Source organism: Candidatus Cryosericum hinesii, assembly GCF_003570985.1.
Lineage (GTDB): Bacteria > Caldisericota > Caldisericia > Cryosericales > Cryosericaceae > Cryosericum > Cryosericum hinesii.
Window position 1 is genome coordinate 32,253 of the sequence record NZ_QXIW01000036.1, and the last position, 19,107, is coordinate 51,359.

16 protein-coding genes are annotated in these 19,107 nt (G+C 55.8%); 11 read left to right on the top strand and 5 right to left on the bottom strand.

Annotation, left to right across the window (positions count from 1 at the left end):
- Positions 1 to 92: 92 nt before the first annotated feature.
- The 3 genes from SMC3_RS08890 to SMC3_RS08900 all read right to left on the bottom strand — a co-directional run bounded on the left by SMC3_RS08890 (position 93) and on the right by SMC3_RS08900 (position 3,008).
- Positions 93 to 929, bottom strand: a complete 837-nt coding sequence (locus tag SMC3_RS08890; RefSeq protein ID WP_119088187.1) for a Fic family protein — start codon at positions 927 to 929, stop codon at positions 93 to 95.
- Positions 930 to 1,287: 358 nt separating this feature from the next.
- The gene (locus SMC3_RS08895) at positions 1,288 to 2,337 is read right to left on the bottom strand and encodes a Fic family protein (RefSeq protein ID WP_119088333.1); all 1,050 of its coding nucleotides are present in this window, start codon (positions 2,335 to 2,337) and stop codon (positions 1,288 to 1,290) included.
- Between the two features lie 50 nt (positions 2,338 to 2,387).
- Positions 2,388 to 3,008 carry a type IV toxin-antitoxin system AbiEi family antitoxin domain-containing protein gene (locus SMC3_RS08900; protein ID WP_119088332.1) on the bottom strand — a complete coding sequence of 207 codons (621 nt, stop codon included), beginning with the start codon at positions 3,006 to 3,008 and terminating at the stop codon, positions 2,388 to 2,390.
- Positions 3,009 to 3,303: 295 nt separating this feature from the next.
- Here SMC3_RS08900 and SMC3_RS08905 point away from each other — a divergent pair, with 295 nt between their 5' ends.
- The 9 genes from SMC3_RS08905 (at position 3,304) to SMC3_RS08945 (ending at position 13,148) form a co-directional block, all read left to right on the top strand.
- On the top strand, positions 3,304 to 3,696 hold the full coding sequence (locus SMC3_RS08905) for a DUF6922 domain-containing protein (protein ID WP_119088331.1): 393 nt from the start codon (positions 3,304 to 3,306) through the stop codon (positions 3,694 to 3,696).
- The gene (locus tag SMC3_RS08910) at positions 3,686 to 4,351 is read left to right on the top strand and encodes a nucleotidyl transferase AbiEii/AbiGii toxin family protein (RefSeq protein ID WP_165846713.1); all 666 of its coding nucleotides are present in this window, start codon (positions 3,686 to 3,688) and stop codon (positions 4,349 to 4,351) included. Before SMC3_RS08905 ends, SMC3_RS08910 begins: the two co-directional genes overlap by 11 nt.
- A 44-nt stretch (positions 4,352 to 4,395) precedes the next feature.
- Positions 4,396 to 5,124: a nitroreductase family protein gene (locus SMC3_RS08915; RefSeq protein ID WP_119088329.1), complete on the top strand. Its 729-nt coding sequence runs from the start codon at positions 4,396 to 4,398 to the stop codon at positions 5,122 to 5,124.
- 368 nt (positions 5,125 to 5,492) lie between these two features.
- A complete protein-coding gene (locus tag SMC3_RS08920; RefSeq protein WP_119088328.1) occupies positions 5,493 to 6,188 on the top strand; it encodes a cysteine hydrolase family protein in 696 nt (231 codons plus the stop codon).
- Positions 6,189 to 6,552: 364 nt separating this feature from the next.
- Positions 6,553 to 7,422: an ATP-binding protein gene (locus SMC3_RS08925; RefSeq protein ID WP_119088327.1), complete on the top strand. Its 870-nt coding sequence runs from the start codon at positions 6,553 to 6,555 to the stop codon at positions 7,420 to 7,422.
- 19 nt (positions 7,423 to 7,441) lie between these two features.
- Positions 7,442 to 7,804, top strand: coding sequence for an STAS-like domain-containing protein (locus SMC3_RS08930; RefSeq protein WP_119088326.1), 363 nt, complete (start codon positions 7,442 to 7,444; stop codon positions 7,802 to 7,804).
- Complete coding sequence (locus SMC3_RS08935) at positions 7,794 to 8,339, top strand: PIN domain-containing protein (protein ID WP_165846714.1); 546 nt, start codon at positions 7,794 to 7,796, stop codon at positions 8,337 to 8,339. Before SMC3_RS08930 ends, SMC3_RS08935 begins: the two co-directional genes overlap by 11 nt.
- A 242-nt stretch (positions 8,340 to 8,581) precedes the next feature.
- Positions 8,582 to 11,710 (top strand): type ISP restriction/modification enzyme, encoded by a 3,129-nt coding sequence (locus SMC3_RS08940; RefSeq protein ID WP_119090077.1) that lies wholly within the window; start codon positions 8,582 to 8,584, stop codon positions 11,708 to 11,710.
- Positions 11,697 to 13,148 carry a HEPN domain-containing protein gene (locus tag SMC3_RS08945; RefSeq protein WP_119087641.1) on the top strand — a complete coding sequence of 484 codons (1,452 nt, stop codon included), beginning with the start codon at positions 11,697 to 11,699 and terminating at the stop codon, positions 13,146 to 13,148. The genes SMC3_RS08940 and SMC3_RS08945 overlap by 14 nt, the downstream gene beginning before the upstream one ends.
- Here the strand turns inward: SMC3_RS08945 and SMC3_RS08950 are convergent.
- Positions 13,145 to 14,014, bottom strand: coding sequence for an AbiJ-NTD4 domain-containing protein (locus SMC3_RS08950; RefSeq protein WP_119087642.1), 870 nt, complete (start codon positions 14,012 to 14,014; stop codon positions 13,145 to 13,147). The genes SMC3_RS08945 and SMC3_RS08950 overlap by 4 nt on opposite strands.
- Before the next feature lie 32 nt (positions 14,015 to 14,046).
- Positions 14,047 to 15,852, bottom strand: coding sequence for an ATP-binding protein (locus SMC3_RS08955; RefSeq protein ID WP_207799738.1), 1,806 nt, complete (start codon positions 15,850 to 15,852; stop codon positions 14,047 to 14,049).
- Positions 15,853 to 16,025: 173 nt separating this feature from the next.
- Between SMC3_RS08955 and SMC3_RS08960 the strand changes: the two genes are divergently transcribed.
- Positions 16,026 to 16,541 (top strand): Pycsar system effector family protein, encoded by a 516-nt coding sequence (locus tag SMC3_RS08960; RefSeq protein WP_119087644.1) that lies wholly within the window; start codon positions 16,026 to 16,028, stop codon positions 16,539 to 16,541.
- 296 nt (positions 16,542 to 16,837) lie between these two features.
- Positions 16,838 to 19,009: a hypothetical protein gene (locus SMC3_RS08965; RefSeq protein ID WP_165846715.1), complete on the top strand. Its 2,172-nt coding sequence runs from the start codon at positions 16,838 to 16,840 to the stop codon at positions 19,007 to 19,009.
- Positions 19,010 to 19,107 lie beyond the last annotated feature (98 nt).

Sequence of the window (19,107 nt, forward strand, 5' to 3'; positions counted from 1 at the left end):
ATGGCTGTCTACTCTATGATACACCCTATCGCACGTTCCTCCTCATCACGCGGCGGCGTTGAGGATAGCCGAAACACGCTCAGAGCGGTCTCTCAGAGCCTCGCTGCCCCTGCCTTGATGGCCTGCTCACCCTTGGTCTTTACTTCCTCCATCTGTGTGGCCAGACCGCCCACGTAGTACTCGAGCCAGCCGGTCATATCCATGTCGTGACTGCGCACACGTTGCAGGGCTCCATAGTAGGCTGAGGGATCCCGGTCATAGAATTCGCTGAAGGTGAACAGGCGCTTGAAGTCGTAGTTTCCACGGTACATCACGAGCGTGGCCAGCAACCGAGCCGTGCGACCATTGCCATCGATGAAGGGGTGGATGTGCACCAGCTGAAATTGTGCGATGCCACTCACAAGGACCACGTTGAGACCCGTGTCTGCGTTGAGCCATTTCACGAGATCGGTCATCAACGGCTGGACTTCTTCAGCAGGTGGAGGAGTGTACACGGTTTCCTTGGTCACCGAATCGACGACCAGATTCTGCCCCAGCCGATACTGGCCAGGCGCCGCCGAGCCTCCACGCACGTCGGTGACCAGCCGTTTGTGGATCTCGCGGATCAACGCCTCAGTGATGGGCTCGCCACTGCCGACATATTCAGCAACCAGCTCAAAAGCTGTGCGGTAGTTGAGCAATTCACGCACGTCGTTCGGGTTGGCCTCTGGTATCGTCTGCCCAGCCAGCAGCTGTGTGGACTGTTCAAGTGTCAGCTGCGTGCCCTCGATATGCGTCGTATAGTGTGCTTCCAGAGTCAGGGCGTTTGCCTGCATATCGCGGATCCAGTCGTCCGACAGGTGCGCAGTCGACATAAAACCAATGGCACCCTCGATACGCGTCAGATCCACAAGAATTGCATTGCTGATTGCAAATTTAGGCTCAAACATAGGGGCCTCCTCTGTCCAGTATAGTCCAGCGACGTACTGGTGCCAGCTTGCCGCTTCGCCATGCCCACGGATGCGGGATTCATTCTATCCGCAGCACATCGTCATCCTTTGGCATTATTCTAGTAGAATAATTCTAATGGATAGTGACGTAGGTTAATGACGTGCAACCCTTTCACCGAGAAGGTTGCAGCCGGTGACCTGGCTGCATCGGGGTCAGAAGCCCGTCCATCTCCTCGGATGCCCTGTCACAGTAACGTGTCACAGTAACGTGTCACAGTAACGTGTCACAGTAACGTGTCACAGTAACGTGTCACAGTAACGTGTCACAGTAACGTGTCACAGTAACGTGTCACAGTAACTAAGTGTTGGCCTCGTAATGACTAGTAGGATCGTTGGTACTTGACTGGATCGCCCGAACGAGACCGACTTCGGCGAGCTTTCTCAAATGCCGCGCCAGCGTGCGGCGATTCATGTGAAGCTTGGCTTCAAGAGCCAATGGTGTGTTGACGCCGTCTTTGAGGATGGCCGAAAACACACTCAGAGCCGTCCCCGAGAGCCCCGCAGCGCCCGCCTTGATCAGGAGAATGCTGGTCTTGATGACCAGTTCTCCCTTACTCCGCACTTCCTGCATCTGCGTGGCCAGACCACCCACGTAGTACTCGAGCCAGCCGGTCATATCCATATCGTGACCACGCACACTCTGCAGGGCCGCATAGTATGCCGAGCGATCCCGGTCATAGAATTCGCTGATGGTAAACAGGCGCTTGAAGTCATAGTTGCCACGGTACATCACCAACGTGGCCAGCAACCGAGCTGTGCGGCCATTGCCATCAATGAAAGGATGGATGTGCACCAGCTGGAATTGTGCTATGCCGCTCACCAGGACCGTGTTGATTCTTGTGTCTGCATTGAGCCATTGCACAAGGTCGGTCATCAACGGTTCGACTTCATGAGCAGGTGGAGGAGTGTAGACGGTTTCTCTGGTCACCGAATTGACAATCAGGTTCTGTCCCAGCCGATACTGGCCGGGTGTTGCCGAGCCTCCACGCACATCCTTGACCAACCGTTTGTGGATCTCGCGGATCAACGCCTCGGTCATGGGCTCGCCACTGCCGACGTATTCAGCAACCAGGTCAAATGCGGTGCGGTAGTTGAGCAGCTCGCGGACATCGTCCGGGTCGGCCTCTGGTATCGTCTGTCCAGCCAGCAGCTGGGTGGCCTGTTCAAGCGTCAGCTGTGTGCCCTCGATATGCGTCGTGTGATGTGCTTCTAGAGTGAGAGCGTTCGCCTGCATGTCGCGGATCCAGTCGTCCGACAGCTGTGCAGCTGACATGAAGCCAACGGCACGTTCGATTGTCGTCAGATTAGCCGTAATCGCATTGGTGATCGTGAATCTTGGCTCAAACACAGTGACCTCCTCGATTAAGTGTAGTCAAGCGACGAACTGATGCCAACTGGCTATTCCGCCAGGAGAGCTCTGAGGTAGGGCTTGATGACTGAGGTCACCCTGCAGACGGTGGCCATCTCATCGAGTCTGGCAGAATCGAACCTGTGAGACTGAACATACGCTTTGAGCGCTTCGAGCGCAAGGTCTTCACCCAAGGACCCGCGGAGCCTGAAGCAGTCGCAGATCGTCTTCTCGGGTGAGTAAATCCGAAAATGCCCCGCGCCCTCCCTTATGTGCTCGATACCGGGTGAGTAGAACCGCTCCGAGAAGCGAAAGGCTTTGACTGGTGGGAACGACATGCGCGCCGGCGTCATGTTGCGAGGCAACGCAATCGCAACACGTGGCGGGTTGAATGTCGTGAGATCGTAGTAGCTGAGGGCAGAGTAGAGGCAGATGACGGCTGACGGCATGGCCGTGCACACATCGACGAAGTTCTCCCACGCTCCCGCGGTTGCGCCAGATGATGTCAGCTTGTAGAGACCGGGTTTCACCTTGTGCGCTGTGCCTTCGGCGACCAGACTTCTCAACGTGCGTGCCTGGATATGGTACTTGCCTAGCGTGGACCCGCGAACATATCCATGTCCAGCAAGACTTGCTTTCTTTATCTGCTTGTCTGAGTCTCTCTTGTTCATATATTACTCCAATAAGAGTCAAGTGAAGTGAAAACACATCAATCCACACCGAGTATGCAGCATTAAAACGGGATGTCAATGGCCAATTGAATACTCACAACCCATGTGTCACCTACGGCTGCCTGCTTCGCGATACACCAGATTGCAGGTTCCTCGTCAACGCCTCACTCAGTTGATCCGTCACTCCCGCGAAGGCGGGAGTCCATCCTGTCCACAGGAGATCGTCATTCTTTGGCATTACGGATTCTTGTATTACACCTCATGCTGTGTACAATGTCTGCAGGAGGTCCACAAGATGAGTATCGTCGTTCACACGATTCACGGAAGGCAGTATGCCTATGTCTCTCGACGCGAGGGTAAACGCATGGTTCAGACCTACCTTGGTGCCATGAGCAGGCCGGACGTTCAGGCTGTTGTCGAAGGCTTGTCCGAGGAGAAGGGTATCCCTGAGCGCCTGCGCCGCCTGTTTTGGGACACAGATCCTGAATCGCTGGATCCGTCCAGGTATGCAACGGCCATTATCGAACGCGTCCTCGAGATGGGGGATCTGCAGGACGTGCGATGGCTGCAGCATCGTTATACCGGCACCACGATCGCGCAGGTCCTGACGCTTTCGAGAGGGCTGTCGCCACGCTCGCGGGCATTTTGGAACCTGTGGTTTGGCAGGGAGGCGCCCTGTGCACCCTGAATGTCTGCGGCCCAAAGCCGCACGCCTCCTGCCCGTCGTCGTCAAGGCTCTCCAACCGTTTAGCCCAGTCCTGGCAGGGGGTACTGCTCTTGCATTACAGGTGGGTCACCGTGTGTCCGTCGACTTTGACTTCTTCGCCGGGAACGAGTTTGACCCTGTTGCCATCCTTCGGACTGTGCAGACAACCTCAGCCGAAGTCCAGTCGCTGAAGTTGGAGCCGGGGACGGCGGTGATGATCGTGGACGGGGTCAAGGTGTCGCTGTTTCAGTATCCGTACCCCTTTGCCGAGCCCATGGAGTTGTTCAACGGAACGAAGGTTGCAGGAGCCGTCGACATTGCCGGGATGAAGCTCATCGCCATCATGCAGGGTGGTGCGAGGCGCGACTTCGTGGACCTCTACACAGTGCTCAGGACGACACCATTTCGCGTCGTCGCGCACAACGCCATCCAGCGCTTTGGCCCGACCCTCATCGAACCGGTCATCATCGGCAAGGCGCTTGTCTGGTTTGCCGACGCAGACGAGCAACCCGATCCCGTGTACCTCGGAAAGCCCCTGCAGTGGTCGGCCATCAAGCGGTTCTTCCGCTCCAGTGTGTCGCAGTTTGTCCTTGACCTTGAGGCAGAACGGGCAGACTCGGCGAGCGGGCAACTGTAGACGATGTTGAAACGATATTTCAGAACGAAAGGGAGTGTACACCCATGAATGAGGTAAACGAGGTTATCAAGCAGCTGCAGGAGAGAAAATCGGTACGCATCTTTGAGGACAAAGTCGTGCCCGATGCTGTCAAGAACGAGGTGATCGCCGCGGCCTTCGAAGCGCCGACTGCCGGCAACATGATGTTCTACACGATCATCAACGTGACGGATCAGAAGGTCAAGGATCAGCTGTCGGTGCTGTGCGACCATCAGCCCTTCATCGCCAAGGCACCGCTCGTTCTCGTGTTCCTTGCCGATTATCAGCGGTGGTACGAGACGTACTGGGCGGCCGGACTGACGGTGCGCAAACCAGGCGTCGGCGACTTGATGCTCGCATGTGCGGACACGTTCATCGCCGCCCAGAACACCGTGGTGGCCGCCCAGTCACTGGGGCTTGGATCCTGCTACATCGGGGATATCCTCGAGAACTGCGAACAGGTAAGGGAACTCCTGTCGCTGCCCGAATTCGTGATGCCCGCAACGCTGGTTGTCTACGGGTATCCCACGAAACAGCAGCTTGACCGCAAGAAGCCCGTGCGCTTTGGCAGGAGCCATATCGTCCATGAGAACGGCTACCGGAAAATGGAACCTGATGAGCTCCTTGGGATGCACAGTGAGCGGGGCGACAAGGAGAGCATCGAAGCGCTCTGCAAACGGAAGTACATGTCCGATTTCAGCGCCGAGATGACCCGGTCAGTGGCGGAGTATCTGAAGAACTTCAGCGACCGGTAACCCTCAGGCGGTCGATCCGTCACTCCCCCCGAGCCTTTCTGTTCAAGGCGAGGGGTGCTTTCGGCGAAGGCGGGAGTCCATCCTGTTCGCCGGAGGTCCCTGTGGTCCCGTGTTTGAAAGGTCACGCCTCGTTATTATCAAAAAGTGCCCATTTCCGATAATAAGACGTCGATCTGCTCTCCATATTATCGCCAACAATAACAACACCCCTCCTCACTATTATTGGAAAGTGCCAGTATCCGATAATAAGGCACCAATTTGCGCTCGATATTGTCGCCGGCGATAATAGCGAGGGGCACAAGCGATATAGCAAGTATCTGTGAAAGCGATCACGTGGCGATTTCAACGCTCATGATGGGAGGAAAGAGATGGACGATGAAAAGACTCCGACATTCAGGAAGTTCCCGAACCCCAACTTCGACGTGCATTCCGAAGGTGACTACTGGGAGAAGATAAAGCCGCTGAAGGACAAGACTGCGCTGCTGATCATCGATGTTCAGAAGCACGATCAGGACTTGGCTGTCGAGCTCAGGGATGCAGGCAACAGCTACCTGTATGACCGACTGAAGGAGACGGTCATCCCCAACGCCAGGCGGCTCCTCGACTTCTTCCGTGACCAGCAGATGGTTGTCACGTTCGCAACGCTCGGCAATCAGCGCGCAGATGGCCGCGACCGTTCGCCCACGCAGGCCAGACCGGGCTGGAACTATACCCTGCTCAAGATCGGCAGCCGGGACCAGGAGGTTGTCGATGAGCTGAAGCCCCGCGACGGCGAGGTCGTCGTCTGCAAGACCACGGACAGCACCGTGATGGGCACCCAGTACGGCCACATCCTGAGATGGATGGGTATCGAGCACGTAGTGGTCGGTGGTCTGTTCACGGATCAGTGCGTTTCGAGCACCGTGCGCGACTTGTCAGACTGGGGCTATACCGTCTTCCTGGTGGAGGACGCCACGTCGGCCATCAACGCCGACCTTCAGATCTGGGAGACCAGGATGCTCAACCAGATCTACTGCAAGGTGGTCTCAACCGAGGAAGTTGTCCGGGACTTGGCGACCCAATAAGAGGTTGCCAATCCGTCACTCCCGCGAAGGCGGGAGCCCATCTTGTTTGTAGCACGTCGCCATCCTTTGGCATTATTCTAGTAGAATAATTCTAATGGATAGTGGCGGAGATCACTGTGGGCTCGTGTTTAAGAGGCCGTCCTTCGTTATTATCGAAGAGTGCCCTTTTCCAATAATAAGGCACCGATTCATGCTCCATATTATCGCTGGCGATAACAGCACTGTCTACTATTATTGAAAAGTCGTCCGATCCGATAATAATGACACGCGTCTCGGAGTTGAATGTGGGGTCAAGTCAGGTAGAATAGACAGGAGAAAAGCCAATTGCCAGAACGAGGATTCTCGTGAGGTTCAGGGAGGTCTTGTGGTCTTTCCGCTCGGCAAAACCAGAAGCGACTGTTCCGGATTCGACCAACTGACGCGGTTGGCCAAGAGCCTTGAACTGGTTTCTTTTGACAAGGTTGACATTGATATGTCCGGATGTACTTGGTTTGACGCCAACATGGCTGCGCCGTTAGGCGCTCTTCTGTATCGTGCCTCACACCAGCTCAATAATGTTCGAATTCTTGGTGCTTCCCATCGTCTCGAAAATATCCTTCGCAAGAATGAGTTTCTCCTCAATTATGGCAGACTGCCACTGACGGATTCTAACGTGACCACGATCCCGTACCGGCGGTTTGAGCCTACTGATGGTCGGTATTTTGTCTCCTACATCTCGAAGTATTTGCAGGGAAGAGGCATGCCCAAGATGTCGGCAGGGCTTCACAAGAAGTTTCTTGAGAGCGTCTATGAGATGTTTAACAATGCTGTCATCCATTCTGGGACGACGCTCGGTATCTATAGTTGTGGGCAGTACTACCCAAATGTGCATCGACTCGACTTCTCAATTGGTGATCTGGGCATGGGAATACGTGAGAGCCTGAGACGGAAGAAGCAACTTGAATTGGCTGCAGACGAGGCAATCCGATGGGCTTTTACTGGCACCAACACCACAAGAACGGGCCCCATTCCAGGTGGCCTGGGCCTGAAGCTACTCGCCGATTTCACTACGAAGAACGGAGGGCGTATCCAGATTGTCTCTGACCGAGGGTATTGGGAGCTAGAGGAAGGGTCTGTTCGCTCATCTCTGTTTGATTTGCCTTTTCCAGGGACTGTGGTGAACATCGAGTTGAATACCGCTGACACAAAGTCATATCGTCTGTCGTCTGAGTCTAACCTTGGCGACATCTTCTAGAAGGGAAATGGAGGGAGAAATGTCCGAAAAAGTCGTGATACGTCCTTATGAAGTGGTTGGAAGCCCGTTGTGTGTAGCTTCAGAGGATGGAGAAAGAGTCTATGCCCTGGTTCGGACTGCGTTGAAAGAAGGGCGAAAGGTCGATTTGTCGTTTGAGAACGTCTCCATTCTCACATCGGCATTTCTGAATTCGGCAGTGGGGCAACTCTATAGGGAGTTTTCGGAAAAGGCGATTCGAGACAGTCTGAGTGTGACGGATATGTCTCAGGAGGATGCAGATCTTCTCAAGCGCGTTGTCGAGACAGCCAAGTCCTACTTCAAGGATCCGGATTGGCTTCGTCGGGCCCATCAAGAAGTGTTGGGTGAAGACGATGAGCAATAACGTGCGCTCTGTTGAGGACTATGACTTCGCTGTGACGGACAGGATATTCGTTGACGCGAACGTATGGATGCACGTGTATGGTCAGTCAGCTCCCGACAGCCAAGTGGTCAAGCTGTACTCCGGTGCCATGCAGAAGATGCTCGCGGCCCATAGCTGCCTCTACACGGATGTCCTAGTCATATCTGAGGTCATCAATCGCTACATCCGTATTGACATGAAAGTACCACGTGTCGGCAAGACATACACGAACTTCAAGGACTTCAGGCGAAGCACGGACTTCCCGTTGGCAGCGAAGGGCGCAACGGACATTGTGCGGCGCATCCTGGGGGCGACGAAGACGATCGCGAATGGATTTGAGGAGATGCAGGTCCCCGACCTGCTTCGCGATTTTGAGTCTGGGCAGTATGATTTCAACGATCAGGTCATTGGCATACTGTGCGCACGTGAAGGGTTGACCATCCTAACCGACGACGCGGATTTTGCCCGTTGCCCAGCTCCCATTCTGACTGCAAACCCGAGGCTGCTGAGAAGTTAGGAACCCCAGTATCGCATCAAGTTCGCGTTTGGCGTTGGATTTGTCAGTGTGGTTCATGCCTCCGCAGGAACAACAAGACGTGGTCAACGTGTCGCTCCCATGCAGGCGACTAATCCGTCACTCCCCCCCGAGCCTTTCTGTTCAAGGTGAGGGGTGCTTTCGGCGCAGGCGGGAGTCCAGTTTGTCTCATTTTGCGCTACAATGCTTGACATAGAAACGTTCGGTGGACCCAGGGAGGGGACATGACGTTCAGGGCATCGGTGGAAAGGTATCTGGGGGCGGTCGCGCAGCAGTATCACCGCGGCGACGCGCGCGAGGAGTCGTACTATGATGTGCTCAAGCAACTCTGGGAGGAGCTGGGGTCGCAGCTCAGCAGCGCACACGCGACGCTGACTGTCCTCCCTCGTCAGACCGAGGCTGGCAACCCGGACATGCGTGTCTGGAGCGGCCAGCAGCATGTCACCGGCTACATCGAGGCCAAGGAGCCGGGCGTCACCAACCTGGACCACGTCGAAGTCAGCGAGCAGCTCAAGCGCTACCGCGCCGCCTTCCCCAACGTCATCCTCACCAACTTCCTGGAGTTCCGGCTCTACCGCTTCGGACAGCCAATGGGCCAGCCCGTGACGATCGGATCTCTGCAGGCGCTGCAAGCGGGCATCAAGGTGCCGTTTCAGCACGAGGATCAGTTCCGCGACTTAGTTGAACGCTTCTTCGACTTCCAGTTGCCCAAGGAGTATACAGCGCAGACGCTGGCCGTCGCGCTGGCTGACCGCACGCGTTTCCTGCAGCGTCAGGTGCTTGACCAGCTGGTTGAGGATGAGCAGCAGAATTCCAGCAGTGATCTGGTAAGCCTGATGCGCGAGTTTAAGCAAGTCCTGATGTCCGACCTGACCAGTGACACCTTTGCCGACCTCTACGCGCAGACCATCACCTATGGCCTGTTCGCGGCGCGCATGCGCGTGACCGGCACCTTTACCCGCGAGACTGCGCTCAATGGCATCCCGGCGACCATCGGCATCCTGCGCAAGTTGTTCAAGTACATCTCCATTGGCGACACTCCCGAACGCCTGCGTGTCATCATTGACGACATCGCGGATGTGCTGGCAGTTGCCGACACGGATACGGTGTTCAAGGGTTACGACAAGAACGGTCGCGACCCGGTGGCCGACTTCTACGAGACCTTCCTCGGCGAATACGACCCGGCCAAAAAGAAACAGCATGGCGTCTACTACACGCCTCAGCCCGTCGTCAGCTACATCGTCCGCAGTGTGGACCAGATCCTGCATGACTCCTTTGGCAAGCCCGACGGCCTGGCCGACCCCAGCGTTACTGTCCTCGACCCTGCGGCGGGCACCATGACCTTCCCTGCCACTGCCGTGCGCTTGGCTGCCGAGACCTACAAGGCCAAGTACGGTGACGGCAGTCTGGACAGCTGGATCAAGGGACATGTCCTGCGCGACTTCTACGCCTTTGAGCTGATGATGGCCCCGTATGCCATCGGGCATCTGCGCATGGGCACCCTGCTCACTGAGTTGGGCTACACCATGAGTTCCGACGACCGCTTCAAGCTGTACCTCACCAATACGCTGGACGTCAGCACGGCCGAGCAGAACCCTATCCCCGGCCTGTCGCCTCTGGCAGACGAATCCCACATGGCCGAGGCCGTGAAGACGACCCAGCCGGTCCTGGTGATCATGGGCAATCCGCCGTACTCGGGAGTCAGCACCAACAAAGGCGCGTGGATTATGAACCTCCTCAATGACTATAAGCAGGTGGATGGGAAACCGTTGGGCGAGAGGAAAACCTGGCTAGATGACGACTACGTCAAGTTCATCCGCTTTGCGCAGTGGAAGATCGACCAAGCGGGCGAAGGCGTCCTTGGCTTCATCACCAATCACAGCTACCTGGACAACCCGACGTTCCGTGGCATGCGCCAGTCGCTGATGGCGTCCTTTGACCAGTTGCACATCCTCAACTTGCATGGCAATTCGCTCAGGAAGGAGCAGTGTCCTGACGGCAGCAAGGACGAGAACGTGTTCGATATTCGGCAGGGCGTTGCGATCGTTGTCGCGGTCAAGTGCAACGGAGTTCCAAAGGGCATCTGGTACGGCGATCTATGGGGTAAGCGCGACGCCAAGTATCGTGTGCTGGGCAATGAACAGATGACGCAGACGGCATGGCAAGAGCTGAAACCACGTGGCGATATGTACCTCTTCGTTCCGCAGGATGCCACACTGGCGCCAGAATACGAACAGTGGCCCAAGGTGACCGAAATTTTCCCCGTATCAGTCGTTGGGATTGTTACCGCGCGCGACAAATTGACGATTCAGTTTACGCCCGAGCAGGTGTGGCAAACGGTCAACAGGTTTATCAGCATATCCCCTGAGGAAGCTCGTGAAGCATTTCACCTGGGAAAGGATACGGCGAGCTGGCAAGTGCAACTTGCGCAAGAAGACATCCGTCGCAGTGGACTATCACAGGACAGAGTCGTTCCGATCCTGTATCGACCTTTTGATGTGCGCTACACTTACTACACTGGCCACTCCCGTGGATTCCTCTGCAGGCCGCATCCGGAAGTGATGCAGAACATGCTGGCAGGCTCCAATTCAGCCATCATCACATCGCGCATGACCAAAGGCGAGACTTTTCACCACGTCCAAGTGACGAACCACATTGTCGAGGTCATCTGCATGTCGCCCAAGACCTCGAACAACGGGTTCGTGTTCCCGCTGTATCTCTACGACTCCGTGAAAGGCTCTACCGACATATTTGTGGAAACCAGAGACCGCGTGGCGCATCGCAAACCCAACATTGAGGCTCATTTCATGTCTCAGCTGACCGAATGCTTCGGAAGCATTGCTTCACCAGAGAACATCTTCGCCTATGTCTATGCGGTGCTTGAATCGGCGGCGTATGCTCGACGCTACGTCGAATTCCTCAAGACTGATTTCCCCCGCATTCCCCTCATCAGGGACCGTGACACCTTCCTCGCACTGGCCGACTTGGGTCAGCAGCTCATTGACCTGCACCTGATGCGTTCGTCCGAGCTCGACAACCCCATCAGCCGTTTCTGCGGCAAGGGTGATGGCGCGGTTAAGAAGGTCGAGTATGACGCCGACCGCGGGCGCGTCAGCATCAATCCTACCCAGTACTTCGATGGTGTCACCCCCGACCTCTGGACCTACCAGATCGGCGGCTACCAGGTCCTTGCCAAATGGCTCAAAGACCGCAAAGGCCGCTTCCTCACCGCTCCCGACACCCAGCACTATTCCCGCATCGTGACCGCACTGTCGAGGACAATTCTTGTACGAGGTCAGATCGACCAAGCATTCCAGTCACCAGACATAGGAGACGCACATGTCCAGCGATAGCATCGTCGAGCGGTTATATCGGGCGGAAGAGATTCGGGGAACGTGGCAACTGCCAGACGCTCACGATACGTCTCTTCCTGGAATGCTCTCTCTGGACAGAAACGGTCAGATGAAATTGACAGTCGATCGTCAGGTCAGTTTCATTGAGGGCATGCAGTCGGTACTTTCCTTCGAGCGTAAGTCGATACCTATCATTCTGGGCGTACTAGAAGGCAGTTTCTGCACACTGCAAGGTCTCACCCTAATAGAAACGACGTCGTTCGGAAGTCTGCTGACAGAAGTCTTCTTCGTCAGCGCAGCTATCTTCGGGGTGCACATAGACTCATTCACGGAATTCAAAGTCAGAAACATCACTGTCTCACTTCCTATTCTGATGGATTGGAGCAAGACTTCCTGGTGCTCTGACTTGAATTCACACCCGAAAGGGTTGACGCTTCAGCCTTTCGGTTCAAGGGAACTCCCGCTAGGAAAGGCTGGCAATATCACCGGGGAAATCTGCGTGCGGGGAGGTTTCTCGTTCGATGTGATCCCTTCGAGAAGCCTGTCGATGCAACAAGGCTCGTTCCTTACAATTTCGTTTTCGGAGCACGTGTCTCTTGAGGATGCCCGAAAGACTCTCCCATTGATAGGCGAGTTTCTCTCCCTCATGACACTGAGTGCCATTCAGATTCCGTTCTTCTCGTGTACCAGTGAGGAAGCGAAGGACATGCTCCCAACAGGAGACGGACAGGAGAAGCCATACTATCGTCCCATGATGGTATGGTACTACGGAATGACAGAGGGGGCGCCATATAGCGGATTGTCGTGCGACGACATGTTGCTCACATACGTCGACTTGAAAGAAGCCAATCTAGTAGATGCGCTCGTTCGGATTCTCGCACAGCCCGAAGAGTACGATCTTCTCCTTCCTCTCCTCGTTCCTGAAACAGGCAGCTTCCACTCCTACTCCAAATGGAGGTTCCTGGATGCCGCGCAGTCACTGGAGTATCTTCATCGAAGAACCAGCTCGAACGACGTGCTATCTCCAGAGGAGTTTTTGGTCAAGAGAAGTCGTATTCTAGCAGCTGTCGCAGAGGAAGACCGGTCATGGCTGACTGAAAGGCTGCAACGGAGCAATGAACCAAGCCTGCTATATAGGATTAGCAGCATCATCGACACCAATGCCGAGTTGCTGCAGACGACTGTAGATCAACAGAGTAGTTTTGTGAAGAGCGTCAGGGATACGCGCAACGTCCTCATTCACCTTGACAGCAGAAGAAGAAACGATGCGGTCAACGGGCTGGAACTGATCAATGCAACCGACAAACTGGAAGCCCTTGCCCGGATCTCGTTCCTGCGTGAGATTGGCTTTGATGAGCAGGGCCTGGAGAAGTTGTTCAGCACAACCGAGCGCCCCTACGTCAAGCATGTAAGAGAGCTGTTTCGGTCGCAGAACTAAAGCTGGATTCCCGCCTTGTCCGCTTTGACCACGAGGTAGTTGACAAAAGCTGAACAGGTCACAAGCATGTACCTGGCATCCTCCAATTCCAGATGGCCTTCATCCATCAACGCATGACGGACACCAGATTCGTCGCTCGTGTAGCCATACAGGTGTCCAAACGCTCTCTCCAGGGAAGGGTGGAGTTGCATCCCAGTGTCCTTGATCCGCTTGAGGGCCTGGCCCAGAGTGGCCTTATTCTCGCCGGTTATCTTGCGGCACAGTGTTTCGACTGCACCGATACTGTTCTTGATGGAGTCACCGTATTTGGGGTCATCGTGATCAGACATCAGATCCAACGAATTGTGCAACTGAGTTCGGACTCCCGCAAGAGGAGTCTGCATGGCGATTTCGATTGTCGCTCGCTGTTGTTCATCTGTGATAGGAGTCACTAGACCATCTATCAGCCGGACGGCGGCGAAATCTCGCTCGAAATCTTGGTTGGCCAGTGTATGGAGCTGCTGCAGCAGTGAGTGAGTGTGGGGGTCAGAACACACGAATTCAAGCAGATCGTAGACTCGGAGATCTGGGGCCGGTGGCTGAATGTCCCTGACGTACCTTACCACGTCTCCGAAGCTGATGACTCTGTAGGACTGCGAACGGGGAATTTGTTCCAGCGGCATATGGAGGAAGTGCATCCAAATATCCAGGGCGAGATTCTCCCCGTGTTTGTCGTCGCCCATCGAGCAGGTCAGTACTATCGTGTTGAAGAGGTCCGTCCAGAGGATCTCTGAGACAAGGTTCAGGGCAAGAGGCGTCGGTGGCGGGGCGAATCCAAATCGCTGTGAGAACGGGAGCTTCCGCAGGGGTTCTGATCGATCAACCACGTTTCACCTCTCCGAATGATAGTTTTGTCATCCTAGAACTTCTCCGCAAACTCTCGTGCTGCCCTGTCCAGGTCCTGGTCATCGACCTCTTCGCCACGGGTGGCCCAGGCGGGGAGGGGGAAGTTGATGAGGACGGGGGCGGGGATGTCGGGCTGGTGCACGATCATGGTGCCGGGCTTGATGATGGTGCTGCGCAGGCGGAAGGACTCGGGCAGGTAGTCGTACTCGGGGCTCTGGCTCTCGGCAAAGTCGAGGCGCCCGTTGACACGGATGCTGGCGTTGCCGGTGATGCGCTTCTCGACCCGGCTGGCGGACTGCTGGGCGCCGATGAGGATGACGCCCAGGGAGCGGCCACGCTCGGCGATGTCGAGCAGGATGTCCTGGATGGGGCTGTGTCCTTCGCGCGGGGCGTACTTGTTGAGCTCGTCGAGGACGACGAAGACGTAGGGCTTGCGGCCCTGGGCTTCCTTCTGCGTCATCAGCATCTTGAGGGTGCTGCCCACGATGAACTTCTGCGCCACGGGCTTGAGCTTGCTGATGTCCACCACGGTGACTCGGTGCTGGTTGAACTCGAAGCGGTACTTGTCGGGGTGGTCCACGTCGCTGCGTATCACGCCCTTCATGGCGTCGGCCGCCACGCGCAGGCGGCGCAGGAAGGCCAGCTGGGTGCCCTGGTTGTCGAAGGAGGTGAACCAACCGCCGGATGACGGGCGCTTGCCCTTCTTGCCCTCGTCCTCGGAATCGGCCGGTCCCATGATGTCGGTCTCCAGGATGGTGATGAGGTCGTGCAGGTCGCCGATGGTCTGGCCCTGGTACACGAGGGCTCCGCTGTGGGCGTCGTTCTCCATGTTGCGGTCGGAGGCCAGGTAGTCCAGCCGGTTGGTGAGGTGCTGTATGAGGCCGTAGAGGTTGGTCGTCTCCTGGTCGCCCTCGGCGAAGAGGAAGGGGAGCAGGCGGTCCTGCGCAAACTGCCGCATGGTCCAGACGTAGGGGGTGACGCCCTCCTGGCGCTGCTCGGTGCTGGGCGAGGGGACCTCGCTGTCCGCCTTGGGGGACGTGAAGAAGCGCAGGTCGGTGAAGGGCATGGTGGGCAGACCCATCTTCGCGTAGACGGCGCGGTGGTCGTCGGTCAGGCCCTTGTTGGGCTTGTCGAGGAACAGCATGTCCTCGCCCTTGACGTTGAAGACGATGCTGCGCGCGGCTGCCTTGTCGGCGGACGGCATGCCGTCTTGCATCTGCTGGTCGCCCTGCTTCGTGCCCTCGAAGTGGAGCATGGAGTACAGGAGGAAGAGGGCGAACGACGTCTTGGTAGCCACGCCGCTGACACCGCTGATGCTGACGTGCGCACCTTTGGCACCGTTGAGGAACTCGAAGTTGACGTAGAAGGGCTCCTTGTTGCGCATGATGCCGACGGGCACGCGCTGCTTCATGACGTCGAAGCTGAGCGCTTTGTCCAGGTCTGCGCCGGTGGCGCGGTAGACGAAGTCGGCCGGGTGCGGGGCGACAAAGACCTCGGGTTCCAGCTTGGTGACCTGCACTTTGCCAACATAGGCGACGCCCGCGGGCAGGATGCCCTGGCGTACGATGGTCGTGTCACTGTCGAAGGTGATGCCCTCATGGTACTGCTGGACCTCGATGACAGTGCCGTAGAAGGTGACGGCCTCGACGCCGGCATACCCTTCGACGGCCGATCGCACGAAGACGACATCATCCATCTCCAGGTAGTTGTGCTGGTCGACGAGGACATAGAACTCCAGCGACGATGCGGGCTTGGTGCCCAGGACGAACCCGATTGGTGCTGCTTCAGCCATGCCGTCTCCTTTTGCTGTGTCAATCAATATGAGGCAGTATAGCGCAAAAGGGCGCAGAGCGTCAGCGCGAGTTGCATCACGTTAAATAACGTGATGCAACTCGGCGTTTGACCAAGACAATCGGGCGAGCTATAATGCCAAGTGCCAATTCTGATTACCCAAAGAAGAGCTGCTTGGGCAAACGCTGGAGGGGGGCTGTCGTGGAAAGGACTTTGCGGAACATCCTTGAGAACGTCGAGGGCTGGCTGAAATTCGCTGAAGCCAAGAACACTTTGGTGCTCGTTTTTGGCGGTGGAACTCTTGTGGGCAGTATTTCGTTAGTCAAGGAATTTGTGACGTCTTTGCCGCTTGTGCGTCTCATGCTATGGGGTTTTCTCGTCTGTGTGACAGGAGCTCTTATTTTGGCCTCGTGCTCAATGATCCCCTCACTGTATCCAGCCTTCAAAGCAGACAAAGGACGATTGAAGCCAGACGACAATCTCCATTACTTTGAATTCATCCGGCTATATAGTGCAAAGGAATATGTCGAAACGTTGGCGAGGAGATACGGATACGATGAGTTTGACATTCGCGCAGTCGAGGTAGATCTTGCTCGTTCGATTGTGGGAGACGCAGTCATTATCAGCCGAAAACTCGCGTTCTTCCGAGTGTCCATAATCCTACTGACTGTTGCTCTTGTCGCCATTTCAGTGAGCATTGCACTGTCCGTTGTCTAGACGGGGGGGCCATGACAGACTCAGAACTTGTGAGCAACACTACGAGTGATGCTGCTGGTACAGCCCACAGTTACGTTTACTGTTTTCTCATCGACATGATACGATCAACGAGTCAGAGAGACAGGAGATCGAGCGTCGCCACTGACCGTTTTGATGACGCTCTGGACAAATACCTGGATCCACTGCTCGAGCCGCTCGGACTAAGCGCCGTACATCAACACTCCACAGGCGATGGTTTCCAACTCCTGACGGAGAACGAGAATGATCTGCAGGCGCTGTGTTGTTTGGGAGTAATAATGTCCAGACGTTTTCGTTCCCAGTTGGCGAAAATGGCAGCGGTGCCGGTCGATAACGTGCCCTCACTCAGGATCAGTATCTGTGGAGGAAAGGGCACGAAGAAGCGGTCGGGCTACGTCGGTACGAGCGGGATCCGGGCGACACGCGCGAACAAGTACTGCCTTCCAAACGAGGTGTTGGTTGACGAGGCTGTGAGAGTCTACGTATGCGATGACTTCGACCTCGAACTGGTTGATTTCGCCCGTCGGCCACCTGATCTCAAGCCGGAACACGTTGAGGATGACTATCGGCTTTACTCCCTGAAGGATCTGCGTCTGGAGAACCTTCTGGAGTCGGATCTTCTGCCGATCTACAGGTTCACTTTGTCTGAGACTGGTCGTGAGGCGAAGGCTCATGAGCTCTTGATGGAGCTGGAGAAGCGTCTGAACAGGGAGACACAACGACTATCAGACAGGCCATCCGAGACACAGCTGCATGTAGCCAAGCGTTGGAGTATTCTCCTCAACAGCCAACCCGACTATGAACAGGCGCGACGCGTATTTGAGCGGATGGTGTCAGAGGGGATCGAGCCGAATGTCTACGTGTATAGCATGCTCATGAACAAGAGTGCGACCTTTGGCGAGGCTCGAGCATGGTTGTCAGAGATGGAGCGTCGGGGCGTAGAGCCGAATGTCGTGAGTTACAGCACGCTCCTGGCCAAAGCACCGGACTACGGGGCAGCCGTTGACTGCTTTAGTGAGATGTGTGATGCGGGAGTTCGTCCCAATGACAAAACGTACGGGTGTCTCTTGGCTAAGTCGCCCGACTACGAGACCGCAAAAGCTTGGATGGACCAAATGAGCTTGAATGGGGTTGAGCCTACGTCGTTCATGTACGCGGGCATGGTGATTAAGTCGCCCGATTATGCTACTGCTATGCAATGGCTTGACGCAATGGAGAAGCGGGGCATCGTCATGCCAACGCCCGCCTATAGTATGATGATGAACAAGTCTACAGACTACGAAACAGCGCTGGCCTGGTACGAGTCCATGCGCCGTAGTCGAATTAGGCCTGATGTGTTCACCCTCAACATGTTGTTGGAAAAGGCTCCCGACTATCCGACAGCTGAGGCGTGGGTGACGGAGCTAACTGGAAGGCACGTTGTCCCAGACATCGTAACCTTCAATACCATGATCAAGCGGTCTCCGGACAATCGAAACGCATGCGACTGGTACGAGAAGGCGCGTGCGTTGGGTTTGCAACCTACTCTGCATACCTTAATTGCCTTGGTATACCACTCGCTCGGGCTGGATGAGGCTTTGGACTGGATGGATAGGCTTGTCGCTGAAGGCATTACCATTGATACCAGAGTAGTTCAGCCGCTTCTTCATCTCGCCTCAACCGATGAGTCGATCGAGCGTGTTCGCCGCAAAGCAAAGTCAGTTGGTTTTCATCTGGATGTGGCTTGTTTCAACGTCATCCTGCGGAAGACACCTAATCTTGATGAAGCTCACAAAGTCGTAGACGATATGAGACGTTCCGGCATTCGGCCCGATGAGAATACCTATCAGATTCTTCTGCGTCTCACCACGGACTGTGAGTCCGGTGTATGGATTCTTGATAGTATGGAGAGAGACGGTGTCGTGCTGACCCCCGAAATCGGCGGTCTTGTCATACGCAATGCGACGAACTATAGACAGGGTCTGGATCTTCTGAATCGTCTCAGACGCAGGGGCATGGCTATTACCGCAACCGTATGGGACTCTCTCTTTCACCTCGACTTGACCGGAGTATCGGCTCAGGAGCTTCTTGAAACGTTTGTGAAGGAGCCAATGCGTCCTCGTCAGGCCATGCAATCAGCCATATCCAAGTATCGGATACAAGAACGCTGGGATGACTGCTTGTTCCTGGTTATGAACTACCCATTTCTCGCGATCTCGTTGGCGATCATGAGGAAGCGCTTCGAGCCCTCATGTGCCTACTTCAGGACGTTCCTGGATGATCCCAAGCAGGGGCATAATGCTGCATACGCGTTGGGACTGGCCCTCCACGCGGCTGGTCAGGACAAGGAGGCAATCGAGTATCTGAGGGTGGCCCGGGACGGAGCCGGTCTCGGCGCTAGACAAGAGTCCTTGGACAAGCTCATCGATAGTATCTCTCCGGAGGGAACAACTGGAGGCAATGATCTATAGCCCTGAGTATCACGTCTGAAAACCCTCCGACTGCGATTGTCGGGGTTGCCTATCGTGGCTCCTGGAAGCCAGGAGGTCATTGACACATGGGTTCCGGC

Excerpts from the sequence above, each read along its gene's own strand:
- SMC3_RS08915 (WP_119088329.1), top strand. The coding sequence starts at position 4,396 with ATGAATGAGGTAAACGAGGTTATCAAGCAGCTGCAGGAGAGAAAATCG.
- SMC3_RS08920 (WP_119088328.1), top strand. The coding sequence starts at position 5,493 with ATGGACGATGAAAAGACTCCGACATTCAGGAAGTTCCCGAACCCCAAC.
- SMC3_RS08930 (WP_119088326.1), top strand. The coding sequence starts at position 7,442 with ATGTCCGAAAAAGTCGTGATACGTCCTTATGAAGTGGTTGGAAGCCCG.
- SMC3_RS08940 (WP_119090077.1), top strand. The coding sequence starts at position 8,582 with ATGACGTTCAGGGCATCGGTGGAAAGGTATCTGGGGGCGGTCGCGCAG.
- SMC3_RS08945 (WP_119087641.1), top strand. The coding sequence starts at position 11,697 with ATGTCCAGCGATAGCATCGTCGAGCGGTTATATCGGGCGGAAGAGATT.
- SMC3_RS08890 (WP_119088187.1), bottom strand. The coding sequence starts at position 929 with ATGTTTGAGCCTAAATTTGCAATCAGCAATGCAATTCTTGTGGATCTG.
- SMC3_RS08935 (WP_165846714.1), top strand. The coding sequence starts at position 7,794 with ATGAGCAATAACGTGCGCTCTGTTGAGGACTATGACTTCGCTGTGACG.
- SMC3_RS08900 (WP_119088332.1), bottom strand. The coding sequence starts at position 3,008 with ATGAACAAGAGAGACTCAGACAAGCAGATAAAGAAAGCAAGTCTTGCT.
- SMC3_RS08965 (WP_165846715.1), top strand. The coding sequence starts at position 16,838 with ATGTCCAGACGTTTTCGTTCCCAGTTGGCGAAAATGGCAGCGGTGCCG.
- SMC3_RS08905 (WP_119088331.1), top strand. The coding sequence starts at position 3,304 with ATGAGTATCGTCGTTCACACGATTCACGGAAGGCAGTATGCCTATGTC.